The organism is Niabella aquatica, from assembly GCF_054779315.1.
The window spans coordinates 129,598-150,511 of record NZ_BAAGYM010000038.1 but is presented as its reverse complement, the minus strand read 5'-3'; the positions used below and the strand labels follow the sequence as shown (position 1 = coordinate 150,511).

Below are 20,914 nucleotides of genomic sequence, written 5' to 3'. Positions count from 1 at the left end.
AAAAAATAAACAGATGAAATATACTTTTTTGATCATCTCCTGTTTCCTGTCATATACAATAAATGCCTATTCCGGCTTTGCAGTCCCATCATCTCTCAGGCCATGGAATGCACAATGGATCGGTACCGGTAACCTGCCAGGCAACGGGCAGGATTATGGCGTATTTTATTTTCGCAAACATATAGACCTGGCGGAAAAGCCAGCCTCCTTTAAGATCCATGTATCTGCTGACAATCGCTATAAATTGTACGTCAACAATTCCCTGGTTTCTGATGGCCCCACACGTGGTGACCTCTACAACTGGAACTATGAAACTGTTGATATCGCTCCTTTTCTCGCCCAGGGCAACAACAGCATCGCGGCTGTTGTATGGAATGAAGCCAATTTTCGCCCGGAATGGCAGTATTCACTGCGTACGGCTTTTATTGTTCAGGGCGCTACTGAAAAAGAAGAGATACTGAATACCAATAACACCTGGAAAAGTATTGAGGACAAGGCTTTCGGGCCGGCCTGGACGCCATTCGTTGCCGTGAACGGGCAATTTGTAGATATGAACAAAACAATAACCGGCTGGTCGGAACCTGATTTTGATGACAGCAGTTGGAGACCGGCAGCACATTTATTTGGCGGTCAGCCAAAAGGACTTTCCGATGGATTTGGCTATATGCTGGTACCCTCTCCCCTTCCGCCAAGAGAGCGCACTTACCAACCCATCGAAGTAGTGCGTGAAGCATCGGGGATAACATTACCACTAAATACACCACGTAAGATATTTCCTTTACAAATACCAGCAAACAGTACGGTTACCATTTTACTCGATCAGACTTTTGAAACCAATGCCTACCCGACCATACAGTTCAGCGGAGGTAAAAATGCAGGGCTATCACTCAGCTATGCCGAAGCCCTTTTTAATAACGACCCTTTACGCGGAACAGGAAAAAGCAACCGCAATGAAGTAAAAGACAAGGAGTTCAGAGGACTGAAAGACACACTGGCATCTAATGGAAATGACAACCAGTCTTTCACCCCTTTTCATTTTCGCACCTTCCGTTACCTGCGCTTAATTGTACAAACTAAAGACACACCACTTACGATTGATAGCCTGTATGGGACTTTTACGGGTTACCCGTTCAAGCAATCAGCCGTTTTTAACGCTGCAGATGCCGGCATACAGCAGATCCTTGATATCGGCTGGCGAACTGCCAGGCTTAATGCTTTTGAAACCTATACCGACTGTCCTTATTACGAACAGCTTCAGTATATAGGCGATACACGCATACAGGCCATGGTATCTTATTATTACAGTGGTGATGACCGGCTGGCCAGGTATGCATTAAATCTTATGGACGCTTCCCGCCTGCCGGAAGGTGTTACACTAAGCCGTTATCCAACGCACAGCACACAGATAATCCCTACGTTTTCTCTATGGTATATTGGTATGCTGCACGACTACTGGATGTACAGGAATGACCCCTCCTTCTTAAAAACCAAGCTGCAAGGAACAAGAGCCATTCTTGACTTTTTCAACAAATATCAAATGGCTGACGGATCCTTAAGCAACACTCCCTACTGGACCTTTGTGGACTGGGCCAATGGCAAAAACTGGTCAATGGGTGCACCGCCAAAAGGATCGGATGGGAGCACAGCCACCATTGACCTCCAGCTTTTATGGGCCTTTGAATGGGCCGCGGAACTGGAACGTAATTTAGGTGTTACAGCTTATGCAGACCTGTACGATCAAAAGGCCAGACAGCTAAGGCAAACTATTAAGCTGAAATATTGGGATAGTACCAAAATGCTGTATGCAGACACAAATGAAAAAAAATCGTTTTCACAGCATGCGAACGCGCTTGCACTGCTCACCGGCCTGGTAGATCAAAAAAGTGCAGGAGCATTCTGCAAAAGATTACTTACCGATAACAGCTTAACCCAATGCACTATTTATTTTAAATACTACCTGCACCAGGCGCTTGTGAAAGGAGGCCTTGGTAATGATTATATGCGCTGGCTGGATGTATGGCGGGATAATATAAAGATGGGACTTACCACCTGGGCAGAAGAACCCGATCTTTATAAAACCCGTTCTGACTGCCATGCCTGGGGAAGCAGCCCTAATATTGAATTTTTCAGAACGGTATTGGGTATTGACAGCGACGCTCCCGGCTTTAGTAAAATAAAGATTAAGCCTCATTTGGGCAGCCTGTTGAAAGTAAGTGGTTCTATACCGCATCCCAATGGCAAGGTTGGAGCTTCGTACACTTTTAAACAAAATAAGTGGATGGTTAGCATTTCTCTTCCGCAAAGCACATCCGGCGTCTTTATATGGAAAGGGAAAGACTATATGATTAAAGCAGGTGAGAACAGCTTTACTTTGAATTGATTCCTCCACAGCCCATAAATTAATCTATGTATTCTATTTATACAATAATGGCTGTGGCCTGCTGCCCATAACGAGTTCCAGCTTACCACCTTTCATAATATCATAATAATCGATATAACATTTATTGTAAGGCATTCCATTAAGAAACGCTTTTTGTATATAAATATTGGACGCGGAATTATCTTTTGCTACTATAGAGAAAGTTTTGCCAGCGGGCAAATGAATAACTGACTGCTTAAACAACGGGCTTGTTATTTCAAACCTGGTACTGCCAGGAGATACAGGATGAATACCAACAGATGCCAATACATACCAGGCGCTCATCTGGCCCACATCTTCATTTCCCACCAAACCTTCTACCGAATTATGATAAGCGCTGTCGCAGATAATTCTTGTCCATTTTTGAGTAAGCCAGGGCTCTCCCAGGCGGTTAAACAAAAAAGGAACATGATGCACCGGTTCATTCGCATGATTGTAGTAACTGTTCCACATAAAATTCCGGGGGGTGCTGTCAAAAAAATGATTGAGGTCTGCAATAACCTTTTCTTTGCCACCCATCAATGCTACCATACCTTCCACGTCGTGCGGCACAAACCAACCCTGCTGGTAAGGATTGGTTTCAAAAGTGCCGTACCAATCGGTTAAACGGCCATCTTTTGGCCAGGGCTGCCAGCTACCATCCGCATTACGCGGGCGAAACCAGTGATGTGCTGTATCCCATATATTTTTATAGGCGAGCGACCGTGTAGCATATTTCTTTGCATCGCCGTGCCTGCCTAAACTGTCTGCCAACTGAGAAAGGCACCAGTCGGCAAAAGCGTATTCCAGTGTTTTCGCGATGCTGCCGGGATCATATCCAAGGTTGCCGTTACCAAACTTCTCATTGGTAGTTACTGCATACTGGTAAGCCTTCTGCACATCATAATTACGGATGCCTTTTACGTAAGCGTCTGCCAGTACCACAACCGCCGGATTGCCCAGCATACACCCGCTATACGCATTCAGCAGCTCCCAGCGCTCTAGGTAACTGCTGTCCGATTCATCGGCCAGTGTTACCAGCGAACTGATCATATCATTGACCAAAAGAGGATTAATAATTGTTTGCAAAGGAAACTGGCTCCGGAACACGTCCCAGCCACTGAATATGCTACGTTTTTTAAACCCTGTTGCTTTGTGCATTTTACCATCGCCGCCGGTATAATTCCCATCCACATCGGTTACAATACGGGGATCGATCATGGTATGATACAATGCCGTATAGAAAACACGCTTTTGCTCTTCTGTAGCACCATCAATAGCAATCACATTCAAAGCATCATTCCAAAGCTGCACTGCATGCTGATACACCCTGTCAAAATCCCAATCTTTAATTTCTGTTTCCAGATTCTTTTTAGCGCCTGCTATACTCACAAACGATATCCCGGCTTTCATCAACACCTGCTCATCAGCTTTTGTCTCAAACTCAGTGTAAAAGCCCAGGTGCTTTCCCTGGACCTCAGTTATATTTCTTTCAACGGAGGCATTGGCTATCCTCTGCTGGTAATAATCGCTTTCTATTGCCTCGCGCTTACGGCTGGCTGTATCAGGAATATGTGCACTCCATACACCATAATCTTTTAACGGCTTGCTGAACTGCGCGTAAAAATAAACAGTATAATTTGCTTTCCCGTCCCCATTGCCCCAGCCACCACCATCGGGTGTACATGTCATCCAGCCTGCAATGGTGTTCTCATCCACCACTTTTACATATTGCGAGGTAGCCGTGCCTCCTATCCTTCTTGCCAGGTCTACCTGAATACGTGATTGTTGATTTGCAGGAAATGTGAACCGCAACATACCGCTGTGCGGCACTGCAGTCATTTCTGCTTTGATATTATGATCGGTTAAACGCACAGCATAATATCCCGCCGAAGCCTTTTCGCTTTTCTTGTCATAGCGGGACCTGTAACCCTTACCGGGCGGATCTTCCAGCTTACCAGAAGCAGTTTTAAGTGGTCCGGTAGCCGGCATCACCAGGAAATTACCGAGATCGCCAAACCACCCAATACCACTCATTTGTGTAAATGCAAACCCTTCAATACTTTCATGCTCATAACTATACCCCGAACCATTGTCCCCGCCAGTGATCGTATTAGGACTCACCTGTACCATGCCATAAGGAGTAGTAGCCCCCGGGAAAGTTTTGCCCAAACCATGATAAATACCGGCTTTACCGGTACTGGTACTGGCGCCGATAAACGGGTTCACATACTCAGCCGGTGGCTCTATCTGTGCCCTGCCACAGGCAACCGTTAATACTGATATGACCCATAATTTTAATTTTAAACGTTTAATCATTTATAGCTCGCGTATATAGAACGTATGTTTTTTAGGTTTATTGATCTGGTATATCTGATTCACCAGCACATCCATCTGGCTCTGCCAGCCCTGCCTCACTTCGGGGTAACGGGCCTTGAGATAAATATCCAGATTCCCTCTTACAAACCCTTCGTTAAGATGTGCATAAATAGTATCCAGGGTTGACAGGTCATCCTTCATCAATAAGCCTCTATCCATTAAGAAATCATACTCCATCCAGGCATAGTCCCTGAACCGCCGCTCTATCTGCCATCTTTCCTCGTTTAATTTTTTTACAACCATTGCCTGTTCATATTGCGGTGTCCTGCGCAGTTCGGCCATGTTAATACCGGCCTTTAATTCAGCACCGTTCCATTCGCCTATCTTTTGGCCATCAATCTCTACCGCATACTTACTGCCGTTCAGGCCTGTTATACGCAACATTTCCTCGTTCAGCTCTTTATTAAAAGGAATAATTGTTAAAGCATCTGTTTCCCGCCGTTGCATGGCGCCCCACTCCCCGGTTGGCATTGTGTCTACAGGATAAGGCAGCGCCCTGGCCAGGTAATCGAACTTTAATGTTCCTTTTCCGGGTTGGATGTTGGTAATATTGCAATTGATTTGGTTTTCAGCTTTTGCAGTTGCAGCATTTACCGTAAAATCAGCTACTTTCTTATTGGCCAGCCCCTGTGCTTTTAAAAACAGGTAGGCCATCACTAAATGTCCGTCAACTCCAGGGTGGATCCTATCGTTACCTATCAATGTATAGGTAGAATCCTTTGCCTGTTCGCGTACATTAATAGCTGTCATCGGGCGCGTAAAGTCAACAAACCCCCAACCGCTTTTTTTCGCAACCGCTTCCTGAAACTCAGCTACTTTAAGCATTGCATTTGCTTTACCGGGAAAAAGATTATTGTTCCCGAATTTGCTTGTTTCGTCATAAGGCGAACCGGCGATGATCACTTTTTTGATTTCCGGATGCTTTTTAAAAGAAGCATCCATTTGCAGTAAAGCATTGTACGACCGCTCTAATTTTTCTTTTGATTTTTCAGCACTGTCGGATTGTAAAAATTCAAAATACCCGGTATCATTCATCCCGAAAGTGAGGGTAATAACCGTTGGTTTTTTTGCATAAACATCTGTTTCAAGACGTTTATACATCTGTTCTGCAATCTCACCGCCAATGCCTGCGTTCATAATAGTAATGGGCATGTCGGGGAACCGTGTCATATAATATAACCAGATGTACTGGTGATATCGCCCTCCGTGCGTGATACTGTTACCGATAAACGCGACCCTGTCATTTTTTTTGAAAGGTGCAATCTGTTGGGCGCCTGCGGGAAAACAGGCAAGTGCCAAAAGAGAAAACCATAAGTAATTCAGAAACTTCATCAGATATATTTTAAAACATAATTATTTCCAATTAAATACCCTTACAAAATATGGCCTGTACCGGTCTGCACTGCCAGGGTTATTAAAGTTGCTCCAGAAATCAGTAGGATTGATATTGTATGAGATCACCAGCTCCCCTTGCCTGCTAAGCGCATGATGTACGAAGGCATTGTAGGTGATGATATCCTTGCCGTCGTATTTTTCGGGTATACGGTACAGAGTGCGCTTATTGGTCCAGGGGCCTACGGGACTGTCGGATTCGAGAATATAAATATCCTGCCCGAAAATAATTTGCTGTGATACCAGGTAATACTTGCCATCCTGGTAAAACACATTGGGTTGAGTGATATCGCTGCAAACATTATATTTGGAAGGTGTGGTACTCCACCCCTTTTCCCCGTAATATTCCCAGGTACCCTTCAGGTCATTACCGGCCACGCGTGCCACATACATAAAAGAAGTAAGAAAGCCGTTTTCCGTGGCATACATATAAGTGTATCCATCGGGCGCCTGCATGCTTCCTGCATCGTAGTTATTGGTCACATCCTTGTCTTTTATTATTTCGCGCATTTGCATAGAAGGCAGGTCAAAGATGGCGACATCTGTACTTGTATGTGCAAAATCCCAGGCCCCATCACCTGTTTTACGCACATGACCAAGTAGTACCTGCAGCTCATTGTTATATACCTGCCCGGCGCCAGGCCAGTACCAGTCCTGGTCTTCTGCGGCGCCGTCATATTTTATCCAGGTCTGTGACTGATTACCGGAACCAGGATTCAGCTGTATAAAGCTCTCTACTGACATACCTTCCTGTAATATGCCGGTATTTCGTACAAAAGTGTTATTAATTCTTGCCCGCTCCGGTGTTACCTCACCAAAAAAGCTGTCCTGGAAGGTCCATAGTAAACTTCCATTGGGTAATAACGTGGAGTAACATCCATCTGCTCCATTCCATCCGGAATAACGGGTAAGGTAATTATTATAGAGCGTATCGCTGTAAACTTTAACATTAGCGTCCCATTTCCCTTCATTAGGTATAGGAACGAGCCAGGGCAGGGGTACCTCATTCACTTGTATGCGTACCTCCCATTCGCGCTTTTGGCCGTCCTGCGAGGTTACTGTATACATATGTGTCTTATCACCTGAAAAATCAACTGTTTTACCCGAAGCCGGCGTAATAGTTGCTCCGTCCGAAACCGTTATTACCGGCTTTATTGCCGTAAGATCTGTAGTGTAAGGCACGGTAACCACTACAACAGAGCTGTCTACTGTTCTGCTTATTACAGTTTTGCCGATCTGGTTCTCAACAGTGAAAAAAAGAATAGCTCTCTGAGGGCTTTTATAATTTTTAAAAACATCTTTTTGACACGATGTTAGCAACAGACCGCTAATAATAATACTTAAAGGAACTCTTTTCATTTCAAAAGGTTTAAAAATGCATCAGTTCAATTCAGCAGAAGTAAAGGATGATGCAGGTAGCCCTTTACCATTGAAAAGCGAGCCTACGGACGTTGCATAAAATGCATATCGTACCCCAACGGGGTTTGAAATGGCGTTGCTGCCAACAATAACCTTATTACCTTCGATCACAGCTTTGGCAGATTTCCAGGTACCAACGGGGTCCTGCAGCTCAAACCCTTCCAAAGAACCATTACCGGACTTTAAACCACCTTCGGTATTTGTAAACGAAACAATTACTTTATTGCCCTTAATTTCAAAACTTTTATATAGCGGCCCGGAATAAACAACACCAACATTCCTATATGTTTTATTCAAGGCCCAAAGCGCTAACCGACGGCCAACTTCCTGCTTGTTCGCGGGATGAATATTATTGATATCGCCAATATCCAGGGTAACTGCCATGCCTGTATTGGCGGCAAACGAAAGCGTTCTACGCTGGGCATCGCGTAGCTGAGCGGCATCTGTTTGGTTCCCGCCATATTTAAAAGGAGCTATCTGGACAAAGTAAAAAGGGAAGTCTCCTTCATTCCATTGTTTCCTCCATTCACTGATCATTAAAGGAAATAAAGTAGTGTATTGCTTTGCCCTGCCTACGTTTGATTCACCCTGGTACCATATAGCGCCCTTTATTGCAAAAGGCACCAACGGCGCTATCATTGCATTATAAAGAACTGATGGCTGGTTAGGCCAAGTGTTTAACAGGGGTTTAGGTTTTATGGCTGCCAGGCTATAATACCATTCCCCGCTAAGGCTAATTCCCGATGCATTGTTTGCGGCTGCAGGATATAAAACCATTTGATCTGCTTTCCCGTACATACCACCATCGCCTCCATCATCAATAACTTTAACAGCTATAACATTGTTGCCGGCTTTTACCAGACTGCCCGGTATAGTGTAATGCCGTTCTGCCGCCCAGGTAAAACCGCTCATGGTGCTATCCACCGCTTCACCATTAAAAAACATGACGTCCCTGTCGTCAATAGGGCCTAGGTTCAGCTTTAGCTCCTTTCCTGCCCAGGCGTCCGGAATGTTTACAATGCGTTTAAACCACACAATTCCATCTATATCAGGCAACCCGGCCTTTTCCCATATACCCGGCAATAGCATGGTATTCCACCCCGAAGTATTGCTTCCTTTGATATGCTCATTCCCATTATCAGCTACAGCCGACAGCCATTTCAACTGGTTGATGCTATCTCTTGCCCGCATACCTTCCCTGTCTTTATTTACCGAATCCATTGTATTCAGCTCTTTATCAAAATCGCCCATCAGCCGCAGCGATGCTTCACTTGTCCAGGCTTCGGCAATCGTACCGCCCCAGCTTGTGTGTATGAGACCTATCGGTACTTTCAGCTTATTATGCAATTGTCTACCAAAGAAATAGGCCGCAGCACTGAAAGCGCCAACCGTTGCCGGGGAACAAACTGCCCACGCCCCTCTCACATCGTTTTTTGGAGCATAGGCTATTTCCTTTTCAACCGTAAATAATCTTATAGCAGGATAGTTCGCGCCCGCTATTTCCTGCGCCGAATTTTTGATCGGATCTGTAGCCCAGCCTGAAACAGGCATTTCCATATTAGACTGGCCGGAGCAGATCCACACTTCTCCAATCAATACGTTTTTTAACACCTTTATTTCATCCGTCTTTATGCTTACAGTAAAAGGCCCGCCAGCTTTTGGAGTAGGCAGCTTCACCATCCATTTGCCGTTTTGGCCGGCCACGGCCTGTACAACTGTAGCAGACCAGCTGCCACTAACCTCCACTTTCCGGCCTGGCTTTGCCCAGCCCCATACAGAGGCATTGGCATTTTGCTGCAATACTATATTGTCTGCAAAGATTGCAGGTAATGCAAGCTGAGCACAAGCAGTAACAATACTGCCTGCTGTAATAATAACTAATAAAAAAAAAGGCTTCATTTGCTAATTTATTATTTTCTATAGACACGCAACAAAGGTTTTACCTCTATTTAAAATTGTTAAATCTCGGTACGCTAATAGAGGTAAGTGCCTGCTGAGTGTACTTATTATTTGTTTCACGAAAATGCTATGAAGTTAAGATCCATAAATCCCCGTTTAGTGCCAGCACAGTGTAAACAAAATGCGTCCCGCTGCCTTATACAACTATTTGCTGTTATATGCGCCCTCTTTCCTGTACTAAATATAAACGCCCAAAATACAGATAATAAGGAAAAGGAGGACTCTTCCTGGATCAAATTCCAGCAATACATTGAGTATATGATCCATAACGACTGGGCCCATCTTTCTAAATATAAAGATGCCAATGCCACGCTTGGCCTGCCCACGGCAGGTGAGAACCGTGTGGTGTTTATGGGCAACTCCATAACAGAAGGATGGAACGAGGCTGATCCGGATTTTTTTAAAGAAAACAAGTATATTAACCGGGGCATTGGCGGGCAAACAACCCCCCAAATGCTGGTACGCTTTCGTGCCGATGTCATTAACCTTCGCCCGAAGGTAGTAGTTATACTGGCAGGGACCAATGATATTGCGGGCAACACTGGCCCCTCCACTCCTGAAATGATCCAAAATAATATTGCATCAATGGCAGAACTGGCGCAGGCCCATCATATAAAAGTGGTTCTATGTTCCGTAACACCTGTTTATGATTATCCGTGGAAACCCGGCCTGCAGCCCGCTGAAAAAATTGTTGCGCTAAATGCATGGATAAAGCAATATGCTTTAAAGAACAACTGCATATATGCTGATTACTGGTCGACGATGGCCGACGAGCGAAAAGGGATGAGAACAGCATTATCAAAAGATGGGGTGCATCCAATTTTGGAAGGGTACAAAATAATGGAACCGATAGTACAGCAAGCTATTAAAAAAGCATTACAAAATAAGAAATAAAGTTTGCAATGAAGTTGAAGTGTATGCTTATTATATGGTTCTTTATATGCCCGGTTATAACAAAAGCCAATGTAGCGCTTTCCAGCCTGTTTCAAAGCAATATGGTGTTACAAAGAGATAAGCCCTGCAACATCTGGGGAACAGCAGGCAGGGGCGAAAGAATTTCGGTATTTTTAAATAATGCCACTTATAATACCATTGCCAAAAACGGGACATGGAAAATAACACTGCCTGCCCAGCCGGCAGGCGGACCACACACTATTACTGTGAAAGGCAGGAATACTATAACACTTTCGAACGTTTTATTTGGAGATGTGTGGATCTGCAGCGGACAAAGCAATATGCAGTTCAGTGTACAGGAAGCAAGGCCGCAACCTGATACGGCTACGTTTAATAACAATAATATAAGATTGTTTACTGTTGGGATTGGTACCGACTTTGTTCCACAGGATACCGTTAAAGGTGGTACATGGAAGATAGCCACCGTAAAAGAGGTAAATGGCTTTAGCGCAGCAGGCTTTTTCTTTGGCAGCTACCTGCAGCAGCATTTAAATGTTCCAATAGGTTTGATCAGCAACAGCCTTGGCGCAACGGCTATTGAACAATGGACGAGTAATGAAGCACTCCGGCAGTTTCCACAATTTGATAATTTTTACAACACCTATCTTGCTCCAAAGAAAAGCATGAAACAGATGAGTGACGATTTTGAAAAAATAAAATCATCATGGAATAAAGAATATTACCTGAAAGATGATCCCGGGTTAGCACAACAATGGTATTTGCCTGAAACGGATACCAGCGGCTGGAAAACGATGAACCAACCCTCACATTGGGAGGACAACGAATTGAAAGATTATGATGGCTCGGTATGGTTTAGAAAAAGCTACGATTCTTTCCCAAAAGATATTTTTGGCAATACCAATATCAGTCTCGGTCAGGTGGACGATTACAATATCTGCTGGGTGAACGGCGTAAAAATAGGAGAAGGCTATGGCAATATGAACCTATACACTTATAAGATCCCCGACAGTATTATCAGGCACAAAAACAATGTGGTCGTTGTACGTGTATTTGATTCGGGAGGCAAGGGAGGTATGTATAATATGTTCTGGAATCCCTTTCTTGCCGGAACATGGAAATATAAAAAAGGAACGCCAATTGATGCTTCGAAATTTAAAAAGCCCCTGGTGGCCAACTCTTATATATTCGGTACACCGGCCATTCTATATAACGCCAATATGGCGCCGTTAAAACAGTTAAGCGTCAAAGGCTTTGCCTGGTACCAGGGAGAAGCTAATACCGGCAGAGCCGAAGAATACAAACAGTTACTGCCCGCATTGATAACTGACTGGCGCAAACAGTTTAACCAGGGCGACCTTCCTTTTTTAATAGTGCAACTGCCCAATTTAGGTAAAGAGTCCGAAGAACCTGAAAACAGCGAATGGGCCGAGCTGCGCGATGCCCAATCAGCAGCCCTCACACTTCCCAATACCGGCCTGGCAGTAACCATCGATATTGGCGAGGCCAATAACCTCCATCCGCATAATAAACTGGAGGTGGGGAACCGGCTCGGAATGACAGCGCTTAGTATGGTATATGGCATTGACAGCATTGAAACAAGCCCCGAATACAAAAGCATGCAGGTCGAAAGGGACAGTATCATTGTAACATTTAATCAACATATCATATGCCGAAACAAATACGGCTATATAGATGGTTTTGCTATTGCCGGCAACGATAATGTTTTTCATTGGGCAAGGGCTTATGTAAAGAACAATCATTCAGTGGTCGTTTACAGCCCGGCTGTAAAATCTCCTGCAAACGTAAGATACCTTTGGAGCGATGAACCGGGATCCATTGACCTGTATAATAAAAACGGGCTGCCGGCCGCGCCGTTCAGAACAGATGATATCCCGTTAAAAACGGCAGGGAAAACGTACCGGTTCCTGCCGTAAAGGAAAAGAAGGTTATTCATAGCAGTTACATCAATCAGACGCCTTAAATAGCGCTAAAAGGCCCTTTAATCGTACTATATTCTAAAGGCAGTCTCTATCGTTTCATTGATCTTACCATGCAAACTTTCACTGCAATAATAGTGCAGTGAACAGGGATAACTTTGGGTTCTATGCGCTGAAAAAGGGCTGGTCTTAAAACAGGTTCGTAAAATACAATTAGCTTATGAGACTCTTGGATTTTTTATTTTTAACGATCATCATTTGTTCATGTAACAGCCACCCGAGAGTCACCAATTATATCAGCAATATCAATAATTGTGATTCAGAAGTTGTTATCCGTAACTGGGAATTTACCAACCTGGTGTACCTGGAAAAAAACAGGGAAGATGCCGCTATTGAAGCTTTTAAGGATACAATCAATGCTGATCTCGGCGACCAGTTAAAAAACTATGCGGATTTTAGTAAATACTTTAATAAAGTAGCACAGGAGGATACTATTCCTCTGGAAGCCAAGGAAAATTTCAGGTATGGCTTTACCCAAACCGGTAGTTACTTTTCTGTGGATACTTTATACCGGCTTCCAAAAGTTGGCTTTTTTCATGATGTATTGCCAAAATATACTTATGCCGCTACCATTATAAGAAGCACAAAAGAGCAAGAAGTAGTACTTATACCAGCTGCAAATAACGGGATCCGGTTATGGGTAAACGGGGAGCAAAAACTGTTAAGCTATGTTCACGATTTTATAAGCGGCTACCAGTACCTGGTGAAGGTGCGTTTGAAAAAAGGGGACAATTTTATACTGGCTAAATTGCTTCACGGGGATGGAGACTGGAGGTTTTTTCTAAAAGCATGTTCAATAGCGTATGCTACTGAAAATTCTTTAGGTCGCGATTATTTCAGCGTCTGCGAAAACTATCTCTTACATAATGAGCGGGACACGCTGAAGCTTAGGATCACCTCTCCTGCAACAGTAATAACGCGACCGGTAAAGCTCGAAATCTCCGATGTAAACCGTAATGTAGTGATCGAAAAAATGTTGCCGGTGGGCCATGCCTGGGAAATACCTGTAGTTGATTTACCTACGGGACCTTATACCGTAAAATTGAATACCGACAACGAAACATTCAAACAAAGATTTTTCAAAGGCGATTATCATACCTGGTTCAATAAAATGATTAAAAACCTGGAACAGTTCTATACTGACGATCAGGCAAGAGCGCATATAGAGATCCTGGGAAAAAGATTCCGGTATGTGGATTCAGTGGACGTGAACCATGACAATCCCTATGAACGGAAACTTTCCGCGCTTCTTTTTGAAATTGCGGAAATACACAGGCGGCTCAAAAATAAGCAGTCAGCCTTTGCTCATATTCCTGGGCTGCATTTAAGAAACCAGATCGATAAAGAACATGAGGAAGATTCTTACATGATCTATGTGCCGGAATCGTATAACGGGAAGCCGGTTCCTTTAGTGGTTATGATGCCCTATGAATCGAGTGTGCGGCCTTTTAACATCAGTACGTATGTGTCCAATATTGAACGGATCGAGCATATAAAAAAGCTGGCTGAAAAATACCGGTTTGCCGTATTATGGTCGAGTTACCGGGTGTACACCAATCATAATTTTATCAATATGTTCTGCAATACGGTATTTGAGCGGATCAATGATGTGAAAAAAGATTACCATATTGACAGCAGCCGGATCTTTGTATATGGCGACTGTGCCGGCGGCGCCCTGGCGCTGTATATGGCCGGTAAATATCCCTCATACTTTGCAGCGCTGGCGGCTGAAGGCCCGGCAATACCCGGTTATGGCGATAATGAAGAGGATGATCATGAAGTGATGTATTCACAAAGAGACGCGGTATATAATTTTTATAATACACCGGAAAACTTCAAAAACTTTTCCAGCTATATTGTTCACTCTGTAAACGATGAAAAAAGCTCATTCGACCTATCACAGGGATTATATGACCGGGTTAAAAAAGCGGGCGGCAATATAAAGCTAAAAAAACTGTATGTACGAAAAGGCACCGACCTGTTTTTTATGAACCTGGTGCCGGAGAACAAGATCATGACGGATATTTTCGCTTTCTTTAATACTAAAAAGAAAGTAACTCCCAACAAAATAGCTTTTTCAACCCGGCTGCTAAAATACAATCATTGCTTCTGGGTAACGCTTGATGATATTGCTTACAGGAAAAAAGCCTACGTAAATGCCGATTTTTCCGAATCCCGCAATTCAATAACCATTACCGCTCAAAATGTAAACCGGCTTACGCTTGATCTGAGCCAGCTGAAGATCCGGGATAAAAAAGAACAGATAACCGTAATGGCTAATGGCCGGCCTGGCCATTACTCTTACCCGGAAAACAACCAATTGAGCATTTCGTTAAGCACGGACACAAAAAGTGAATTCCTGAAAAATCATGATACGGAAGGCCCGGTGAATGATTTCTTTTCGCGCCCCTTTTTACTGGTATATGGCAGCGGTGGCTCTGTAAAGGAGCAGGCGCTCTGTAAGGCTATCGCAGACAGCTTTGCATTAAACTGGAAGGCCAACTTCCTTGCAGCGCAGTTCTCCATTAAAAAAGATGTGGAGGTAAATGATCCTGATATAAAAAATTACAACCTGATTGTTGTGGGTAATAATAATACAAATGCGCTGCTGGATAAAGTATATAGCAGGCTGCCGGTAAAAATAGAAAAACAATATATTACTATTGGCGGCAGGCATTTTGACGGAACCGGTTTGTCTTATACGTTCATTTACCCTAACCCCTTGAATACCGCAAAGTATATATTGGTGATTGGCTCCAATGGAGACAAGTTCAATTATGAAATGATCAAAGATCTTTCTTTTAACGGTTGGGAAGATTTTTATGTAAATAGCAGCTCCGGTGAATTTGATCAGCACTGGCAATAAAAATCATAAAAAACAAACAGATGAAAGGCATAAAATTGTTTTCAGGGATCCTTTGCATTACCGGATGGAGCACGGCATTCCTGTTTTTTATGTTTCACTACCGGTTTGCCTTTAACTACGAAACTGAGATAAACGATCATTATTACCTTGTATTTTCTATACCATTTTTGTTGCTGGTGCTGGTATTGAATACCTTAGGTAACCCGGGAGCAGTATCTCTAAAAAAAATACTATGGCTGCTGCCGGTAATAGCTATTTGCCTGCTGCTGCTGTTCAGCAACAAGTATTCTTTTGGCAACGAATATTTTGTAGTATTGGTATCTGTATTTTTCCTTAGCAGTACCGTAGCGCTTACTAAGAACAAAAAAGTGCTTTACGGAATCATTACAGTCATTATCGCCACCTTTTTCTTTGAACTATATACAGGGCTGCAGCAATGGCTGGAGGCCAAAAGTTATGGAGATCATACGGCCCTTGCCATTAAAGGCACGCTGCAAAACTCTGGTGTTTATGCCTGCTATTTGGTGGTTCATTTGCCGATGTTAAGCCACCTCACCCCCCAGGCCCCTCTCCGGGCGGAGAGGGGGAGTTGCTTACGCCCGATTTTTACCCGCCGAAGGCAGGTGAGGTGTTTGCTCCTTTTGCACTGGCTGCGTATCATATTGCCGCTGGCAGCTTTTGTGCTAAGCGGCCTGTTAATATACCATACCCAAAGCCGCACCGCATATATAGCTTTTTTCATAACGGTTGCGGGCTGGGCCTTTAGCAGGTATGGAAGCATTATTGGCCAAAAGCTAAAGCCGCTGCCCAAAGCGCTTATAGTATGCACCGGGTTGGGCATGTTGGCGCTAACGGCCTTTGCAGGATATTATTTGTTTGGCTTAAAAAAAATGAGCGCTATGGGCAGGCTGATGAAGACAGAGATTGCCCTACAGCATATTGCCGACCATTTCTGGACGGGTACCGGCATAGGGCGTTTTGCCTGGTACTACCCGCAATGGCAGGCGCAGTATTTTAAAGAAACGCCCCTGCCACCACAGGATTATTTTTTAAGCGCCGGGGAAAGCTATATCATTTTTAATGAGTACCTGCAATGGTTTCCAACCGTGGGTATTATCGGCGCTATTATTACAATAGTATTATTGGTTTATTTTTTTAAAACAAAACCAGCTACAAACAATCGCCTGGCTGCAATGCTAAAGCTAACAGCGGTAGCCATCATGGCCTGCGGCTTCACCTCCTACCCTCTGCATATAAACGCGCTTTTATCACTGCTGGCGTTTTGCATAGTTGGTCTATTTGTACTATATACGGTAGAAAAAGGCGACCCGACAACAACCGGGATTCCAAAGTTGGTAACGTCGCCCCCTTCTCCATTATCTCCTTCTCCAAAAGGAAACCTTTGGACCAGAGAGGGTTGGAGTGAAATAAAACCTGGGGCGTTTCCCTTCACGGGCAAAAAGCGCTCTCCGGCATTACAATACAGTTTGCTAATAGCCTGCCCCCTCCTGCTAAGCGCTACAGCGTATAAGGGCATTGTGGCTTACAGGGCCGCAACGCTGTGGCAGCAGGCAAGAGAGGACGGCACCGGGCAGGATGAAGCCACGAAGTTGTATGCGACATTATACAGCCCTCTAAAAACAGACGGGAAATTTTTAACCGATTATGGAACGCTATTGTCTGCCGACAGTGTAACCTGTGCCACTGCCGCCACATTACTGCAAGGCGCCGCTCAACTGCATATTTCAAGGCAGGGTACAGAACAATTGGTGCAAGTGTATAAAAAGCTAAACCGCCTGCCAGAGGCGATAGCCCTGCAGCAGTGGCTATGCCATTTTTTGCCCAACCGATTTTTGCCTAGGCTAGAGCTGATGCAGCTATACCAGGCTGTAGGCGATAGTGCAAAGGCAAAGGAGGTGGCAGCAGATATACTGGCCATGCCCGTAAAACTGCCATCCGCAGAAGTAGAAAGCATAAAGCACGAGGCGGAAAAACTAATGAACGAACCATAAAAAACCATATCATGTCACACTATACTTTATACCAGTTAGAGCGACTGCACCTCATGATAGCTGCAAAAAATACAGGCACGCTAAATAAGCTGACCAGGAAATTGCACATTTCAACACGCTGCATGCATAATTATACTGAGCATGGATACTAAAACTTTCACCCGGATTAAAAAAATAAATGATTATATATGCAGAGCAGATACTGGCAAACCAAAAGAATTAGCAATAAAACTAAAACTTTCGGAAAGTCAACTTTATCAATATATCAATGTTATGAAGCAGCTCGGTGCACCAATTGTTTACTGTCGAAAAAAGAATACCTATTATTATACAAAACCGGGTTCATTCAGTTTAGGTTTTGAAGATTTTTAATTTCGAACAAATCAATACTTAATTCATGCAGGATATTTATTTGCATAAAAAAATCAGAATAATTTCAATACTGCTGTTCTATGTATCCTTTATACCTTTTAATTCTATTGCTCAACAGAAGGATTCAATTTTTATTACAGCCGTTAAGGGAAAGATAAAAGACAGCACCTATAATTTTATGCTTACTAATGCTACGGTAGCTGTATATAAAGATGCGGATAGCAGTTTATTACAATTTGGCCTGCCCAACAATTTTGGAGAGTTTAATATTACTCACCTGCCTGTAAATATCCCTTTGCAACTAATCATTACGCATATAGGCTATGCGCCTTTCTTCAGGAAATTTGCACTTACTAAAGAAACCGAAACCCTCGATTTCGGGTTGCTTTATATGCATCAAAATACCGATAAAGACGGCAAACTGATGGAAGAAGTTATTGTGAAGTCCATCCCGCCCATGCGCATGAATGGAGATACACTGGAGTTTAACGCGGATGCCTTTAAAATGGATGCAAACGCCACAGGAGAAGACTGGATGCGCATTTTACCCGGTCTTACTATTTGGGGCGATGGAGAAATTACCTTTAACGGTAAGAAAATACAAGCACTTATGGTAGACGGAAAACCTTTTATGGGAGGGGCAACTACTGTAGCCACTCAAAATTTACCTAAAGAAGCGCTGGATAAACTACAAATATATCAGCGATACGATGAAAAAAATCCTTTAGATTCTACCATGTTTGCTAATTTAAGGCTTAAAGATGATAAAAAAATGGGGTACTTTGGTAAGATAGGCGCCGGTTATGGCAAAAGCCCTCAAAAGAAAACTATAAGCAAGCAGAATAGTCCCGATTTGTTTTTCAGCTCCGATGGGCAAAGAAGTAATCCCTATGCTATTGATGGTATGATTTCGGGATTCAATAAAAAAATACAGTTAAATGTGGTTGGGGCCGTCAATAATATTAATAAATCCGCTTCGGGTATTGATGTACTGATGAAAAACAGTTCTTATAAAGGCGAAGGGGCGGATACTGATTACCAAAGTGATTTTTCGTTACCCGGCATCAACCGACTCATTGCAGCAGGTATCAAATTTCAATATGATTTCATCCCCGACCCGGCTTACCAAAAACGCTCGCGTTTTAATGCCGACTATTTTATTAACGACAACCAGGCAATTACCAACAGGAATAGCACTTCCAATAATTATATTTCTAATGATACTATTCTTTCAAACAATAGCGCAGACAGCGAAAATAAGCACACTACTAGCCAGCAGGCCGTGTCACAGTATGAGCTAAGTTCTCCAACTATGAATCTCATATTCAACTCAGCGCTTGTTTCCAGTAACAGCTATAACACCGGTAGAAGTGTTGCTGAACAACGAAAAACAGGCGTAGGCCTCATTGCCAATAGTGAATTAAACAGCAGCAGTGAAAATAGCGGAAGGGGCATTAATGTAGGCGTAGATTATGGCCATCGCCAGGTGTTAGGCCGCAAACACCGGCGCATATCTGATGAATTTAATATTGGGTACCAGTTTTCAGCCAATGAGCATAAAGGCAGCTCCCGTAATTTTGCTAAATATACATACCTTCAAAACCCACTTGGTAACAGGGAGTTTGACAGATTCTATCAACAGCGTGATGCTACCAGTAGCGGGTATCGTATTACAGCCAGCTATCCCAGGTTAAAGCAGCTTATTTTTAACAGGAAGAACTTTGGCGATATTGATATTGCTCTTTCAGGCATTTTCGATTTTAAGAATAATACTTATACGGACAGGGTGTTAGATAAAGACACAGTTAATCAAACTTACATATTGAATAACTATCTTACTAATAACAGGAATGAGCAAATTAAGAACCTGGTACCCGCTGTAACTGTTTCAAAAATTTTTCAGAAAGGGCTTACCAATCGCTATAATAAATGGGTGAGCTTAAAAGCAGATTTTAAAAAACAATTTTATACCATAACCCATAACGCTAAGCATGTGATGCAGAACTTTGAACGCAGCTATGCTATGTTTATTCCTCAGGCCTCCGCAGAGTATTACAATCACCAATATGGCCTTTATGAAATGCGTTATACCCTGAATTACGCAAGTGATGTTACTTATCCCGGCGTTAACAATATTGCCCCGCTGGTGGACAGTAGCAACCTTTGGTATATACCCAAAGGAAATCTATTGATACAGCCACAATATAAACGGGAGATGACATTTCAGTATAGTTTTAATACACGCACGCCTAAAAACCCTTTGCGATTGGGTATAAACATAAGTATGGGCGCTATTGATAACAGCATGGCCGATAGTATTCTTTACAATGAAGAAGGTGTTCGCACGGTATATACCGTAAACGTCAATGGCAACCGTTATGTAAGAGGGGGAATGAACATTAAAAAGTCAATAGAAATGAAGATGCAGAGAACATTTGAGATAGGAGCCAATTATAATTTTGACCGTGGCAACGCCCCACAATATATAAATGATATGCTTGTTATAAGCAACGGTATTTATCACAATATGTCGTTCATCCTTAGCTATCGCTATAAAGAACTGATACTGCTAAAAGGAGAAGAAAGCCTGGGCTATTACAACAGCAAACAAAACGGTATGGCAACTGGCAATAATAATTTTAAAAGCGGCAACCAGTTCTCCCGGTTTAGCGGCTCTTTTCAATTTCCAAAAAATTTAGTATGGGCAAGCAATATAACTTACAATAGAAGTAGCTCAAATAATAATGAGCCGGTACATTATACGATATGGAATGCGGCGGTTACATACCGGTTTTTAAAAGGAAATCAGGGGGAGGTAAAATTTTCTGCAATGGATTTATTGCGACAGAATAAAGCTATTGTAAATACTGTAAATGGCAATACCCAAACCTTTAGCAGCAGTAATGTGCTTCAGCAGTATTTTATACTTTCGTTAGCCTACTATCCCCGGCAATTTGGAAATAAACGTTAGGCTTAAAACGAAAAAAACGGGTTTTGAAGATAACCAATTCTATTTTTTCACTGCTATCATATAATAGTAGTCAAGGTTAATTTCGCAACACTAAATCAAAAATTTTCTTAACCCGCCTAATCAGTTGATAGGCACAAAACAGTAAAATGATGAAGAAAAAAATTTTTCGGTTGGCGATAGTACCAACCTTAGCAATTGCAACTCTTTTAGGATTGTCATCTTTCGTGAGTTCCG

At 43.1% G+C, this 20,914-nt stretch carries 11 protein-coding genes; 7 read left to right on the top strand and 4 right to left on the bottom strand.

The features are described 5' to 3' along the window. The first annotated feature begins 13 nt into the window (after positions 1-13). Positions 14-2,380 (top strand): alpha-L-rhamnosidase-related protein, encoded by a 2,367-nt coding sequence (locus tag ACYVBM_RS20400; RefSeq protein ID WP_460687549.1) that lies wholly within the window; start codon positions 14-16, stop codon positions 2,378-2,380. Positions 2,381-2,413: 33 nt separating this feature from the next. Here ACYVBM_RS20400 and ACYVBM_RS20395 read toward each other — a convergent pair whose 3' ends face one another. The 4 genes from ACYVBM_RS20395 to ACYVBM_RS20380 are packed head-to-tail and all read right to left on the bottom strand — an operon-like array spanning position 2,414 to position 9,487. Next, positions 2,414-4,717 carry a GH92 family glycosyl hydrolase gene (locus tag ACYVBM_RS20395; RefSeq protein ID WP_460687548.1) on the bottom strand — a complete coding sequence of 768 codons (2,304 nt, stop codon included), beginning with the start codon at positions 4,715-4,717 and terminating at the stop codon, positions 2,414-2,416. Continuing rightward, the gene (locus ACYVBM_RS20390; protein WP_460687547.1) at positions 4,718-6,109 is read right to left on the bottom strand and encodes an SGNH/GDSL hydrolase family protein; all 1,392 of its coding nucleotides are present in this window, start codon (positions 6,107-6,109) and stop codon (positions 4,718-4,720) included. 21 nt (positions 6,110-6,130) lie between these two features. After that, entirely contained in the window at positions 6,131-7,528 is a 1,398-nt protein-coding gene (locus ACYVBM_RS20385; RefSeq protein WP_460687546.1) for a DUF5005 domain-containing protein, read from the bottom strand. Positions 7,529-7,549: 21 nt separating this feature from the next. Further along, the gene (locus ACYVBM_RS20380; RefSeq protein WP_460687545.1) at positions 7,550-9,487 is read right to left on the bottom strand and encodes a sialate O-acetylesterase; all 1,938 of its coding nucleotides are present in this window, start codon (positions 9,485-9,487) and stop codon (positions 7,550-7,552) included. A gap of 159 nt (positions 9,488-9,646) precedes the next feature. On the opposite strand from ACYVBM_RS20380, the gene ACYVBM_RS20375 reads away from it, so the two are divergent. The 6 genes from ACYVBM_RS20375 (at position 9,647) to ACYVBM_RS20350 (ending at position 20,680) form a co-directional block, all read left to right on the top strand. Next, positions 9,647-10,441 carry an SGNH/GDSL hydrolase family protein gene (locus tag ACYVBM_RS20375; RefSeq protein WP_460687544.1) on the top strand — a complete coding sequence of 265 codons (795 nt, stop codon included), beginning with the start codon at positions 9,647-9,649 and terminating at the stop codon, positions 10,439-10,441. An 8-nt stretch (positions 10,442-10,449) separates the two neighbouring features. Further along, positions 10,450-12,396 carry a sialate O-acetylesterase gene (locus ACYVBM_RS20370; RefSeq protein WP_460687543.1) on the top strand — a complete coding sequence of 649 codons (1,947 nt, stop codon included), beginning with the start codon at positions 10,450-10,452 and terminating at the stop codon, positions 12,394-12,396. Positions 12,397-12,619: 223 nt separating this feature from the next. Continuing rightward, positions 12,620-15,325: a prolyl oligopeptidase family serine peptidase gene (locus ACYVBM_RS20365; RefSeq protein WP_460687542.1), complete on the top strand. Its 2,706-nt coding sequence runs from the start codon at positions 12,620-12,622 to the stop codon at positions 15,323-15,325. 20 nt (positions 15,326-15,345) lie between these two features. Then, positions 15,346-17,337 carry an O-antigen ligase family protein gene (locus ACYVBM_RS20360; RefSeq protein ID WP_460687541.1) on the top strand — a complete coding sequence of 664 codons (1,992 nt, stop codon included), beginning with the start codon at positions 15,346-15,348 and terminating at the stop codon, positions 17,335-17,337. 141 nt (positions 17,338-17,478) lie between these two features. After that, positions 17,479-17,709: a hypothetical protein gene (locus tag ACYVBM_RS20355; protein ID WP_460687540.1), complete on the top strand. Its 231-nt coding sequence runs from the start codon at positions 17,479-17,481 to the stop codon at positions 17,707-17,709. A 25-nt stretch (positions 17,710-17,734) separates the two neighbouring features. Further along, a complete protein-coding gene (locus ACYVBM_RS20350) occupies positions 17,735-20,680 on the top strand; it encodes a porin family protein (RefSeq protein ID WP_460687539.1) in 2,946 nt (981 codons plus the stop codon). Positions 20,681-20,914 lie beyond the last annotated feature (234 nt).

Excerpts from the sequence above, each read along its gene's own strand:
- ACYVBM_RS20400 (WP_460687549.1), top strand. The coding sequence starts at position 14 with ATGAAATATACTTTTTTGATCATCTCCTGTTTCCTGTCATATACAATA.
- ACYVBM_RS20395 (WP_460687548.1), bottom strand. The coding sequence starts at position 4,717 with ATGATTAAACGTTTAAAATTAAAATTATGGGTCATATCAGTATTAACG.
- ACYVBM_RS20390 (WP_460687547.1), bottom strand. The coding sequence starts at position 6,109 with ATGAAGTTTCTGAATTACTTATGGTTTTCTCTTTTGGCACTTGCCTGT.
- ACYVBM_RS20385 (WP_460687546.1), bottom strand. The coding sequence starts at position 7,528 with ATGAAAAGAGTTCCTTTAAGTATTATTATTAGCGGTCTGTTGCTAACA.
- ACYVBM_RS20380 (WP_460687545.1), bottom strand. The coding sequence starts at position 9,487 with ATGAAGCCTTTTTTTTTATTAGTTATTATTACAGCAGGCAGTATTGTT.
- ACYVBM_RS20370 (WP_460687543.1), top strand. The coding sequence starts at position 10,450 with ATGAAGTTGAAGTGTATGCTTATTATATGGTTCTTTATATGCCCGGTT.
- ACYVBM_RS20365 (WP_460687542.1), top strand. The coding sequence starts at position 12,620 with ATGAGACTCTTGGATTTTTTATTTTTAACGATCATCATTTGTTCATGT.
- ACYVBM_RS20360 (WP_460687541.1), top strand. The coding sequence starts at position 15,346 with ATGAAAGGCATAAAATTGTTTTCAGGGATCCTTTGCATTACCGGATGG.
- ACYVBM_RS20355 (WP_460687540.1), top strand. The coding sequence starts at position 17,479 with ATGGATACTAAAACTTTCACCCGGATTAAAAAAATAAATGATTATATA.
- ACYVBM_RS20350 (WP_460687539.1), top strand. The coding sequence starts at position 17,735 with ATGCAGGATATTTATTTGCATAAAAAAATCAGAATAATTTCAATACTG.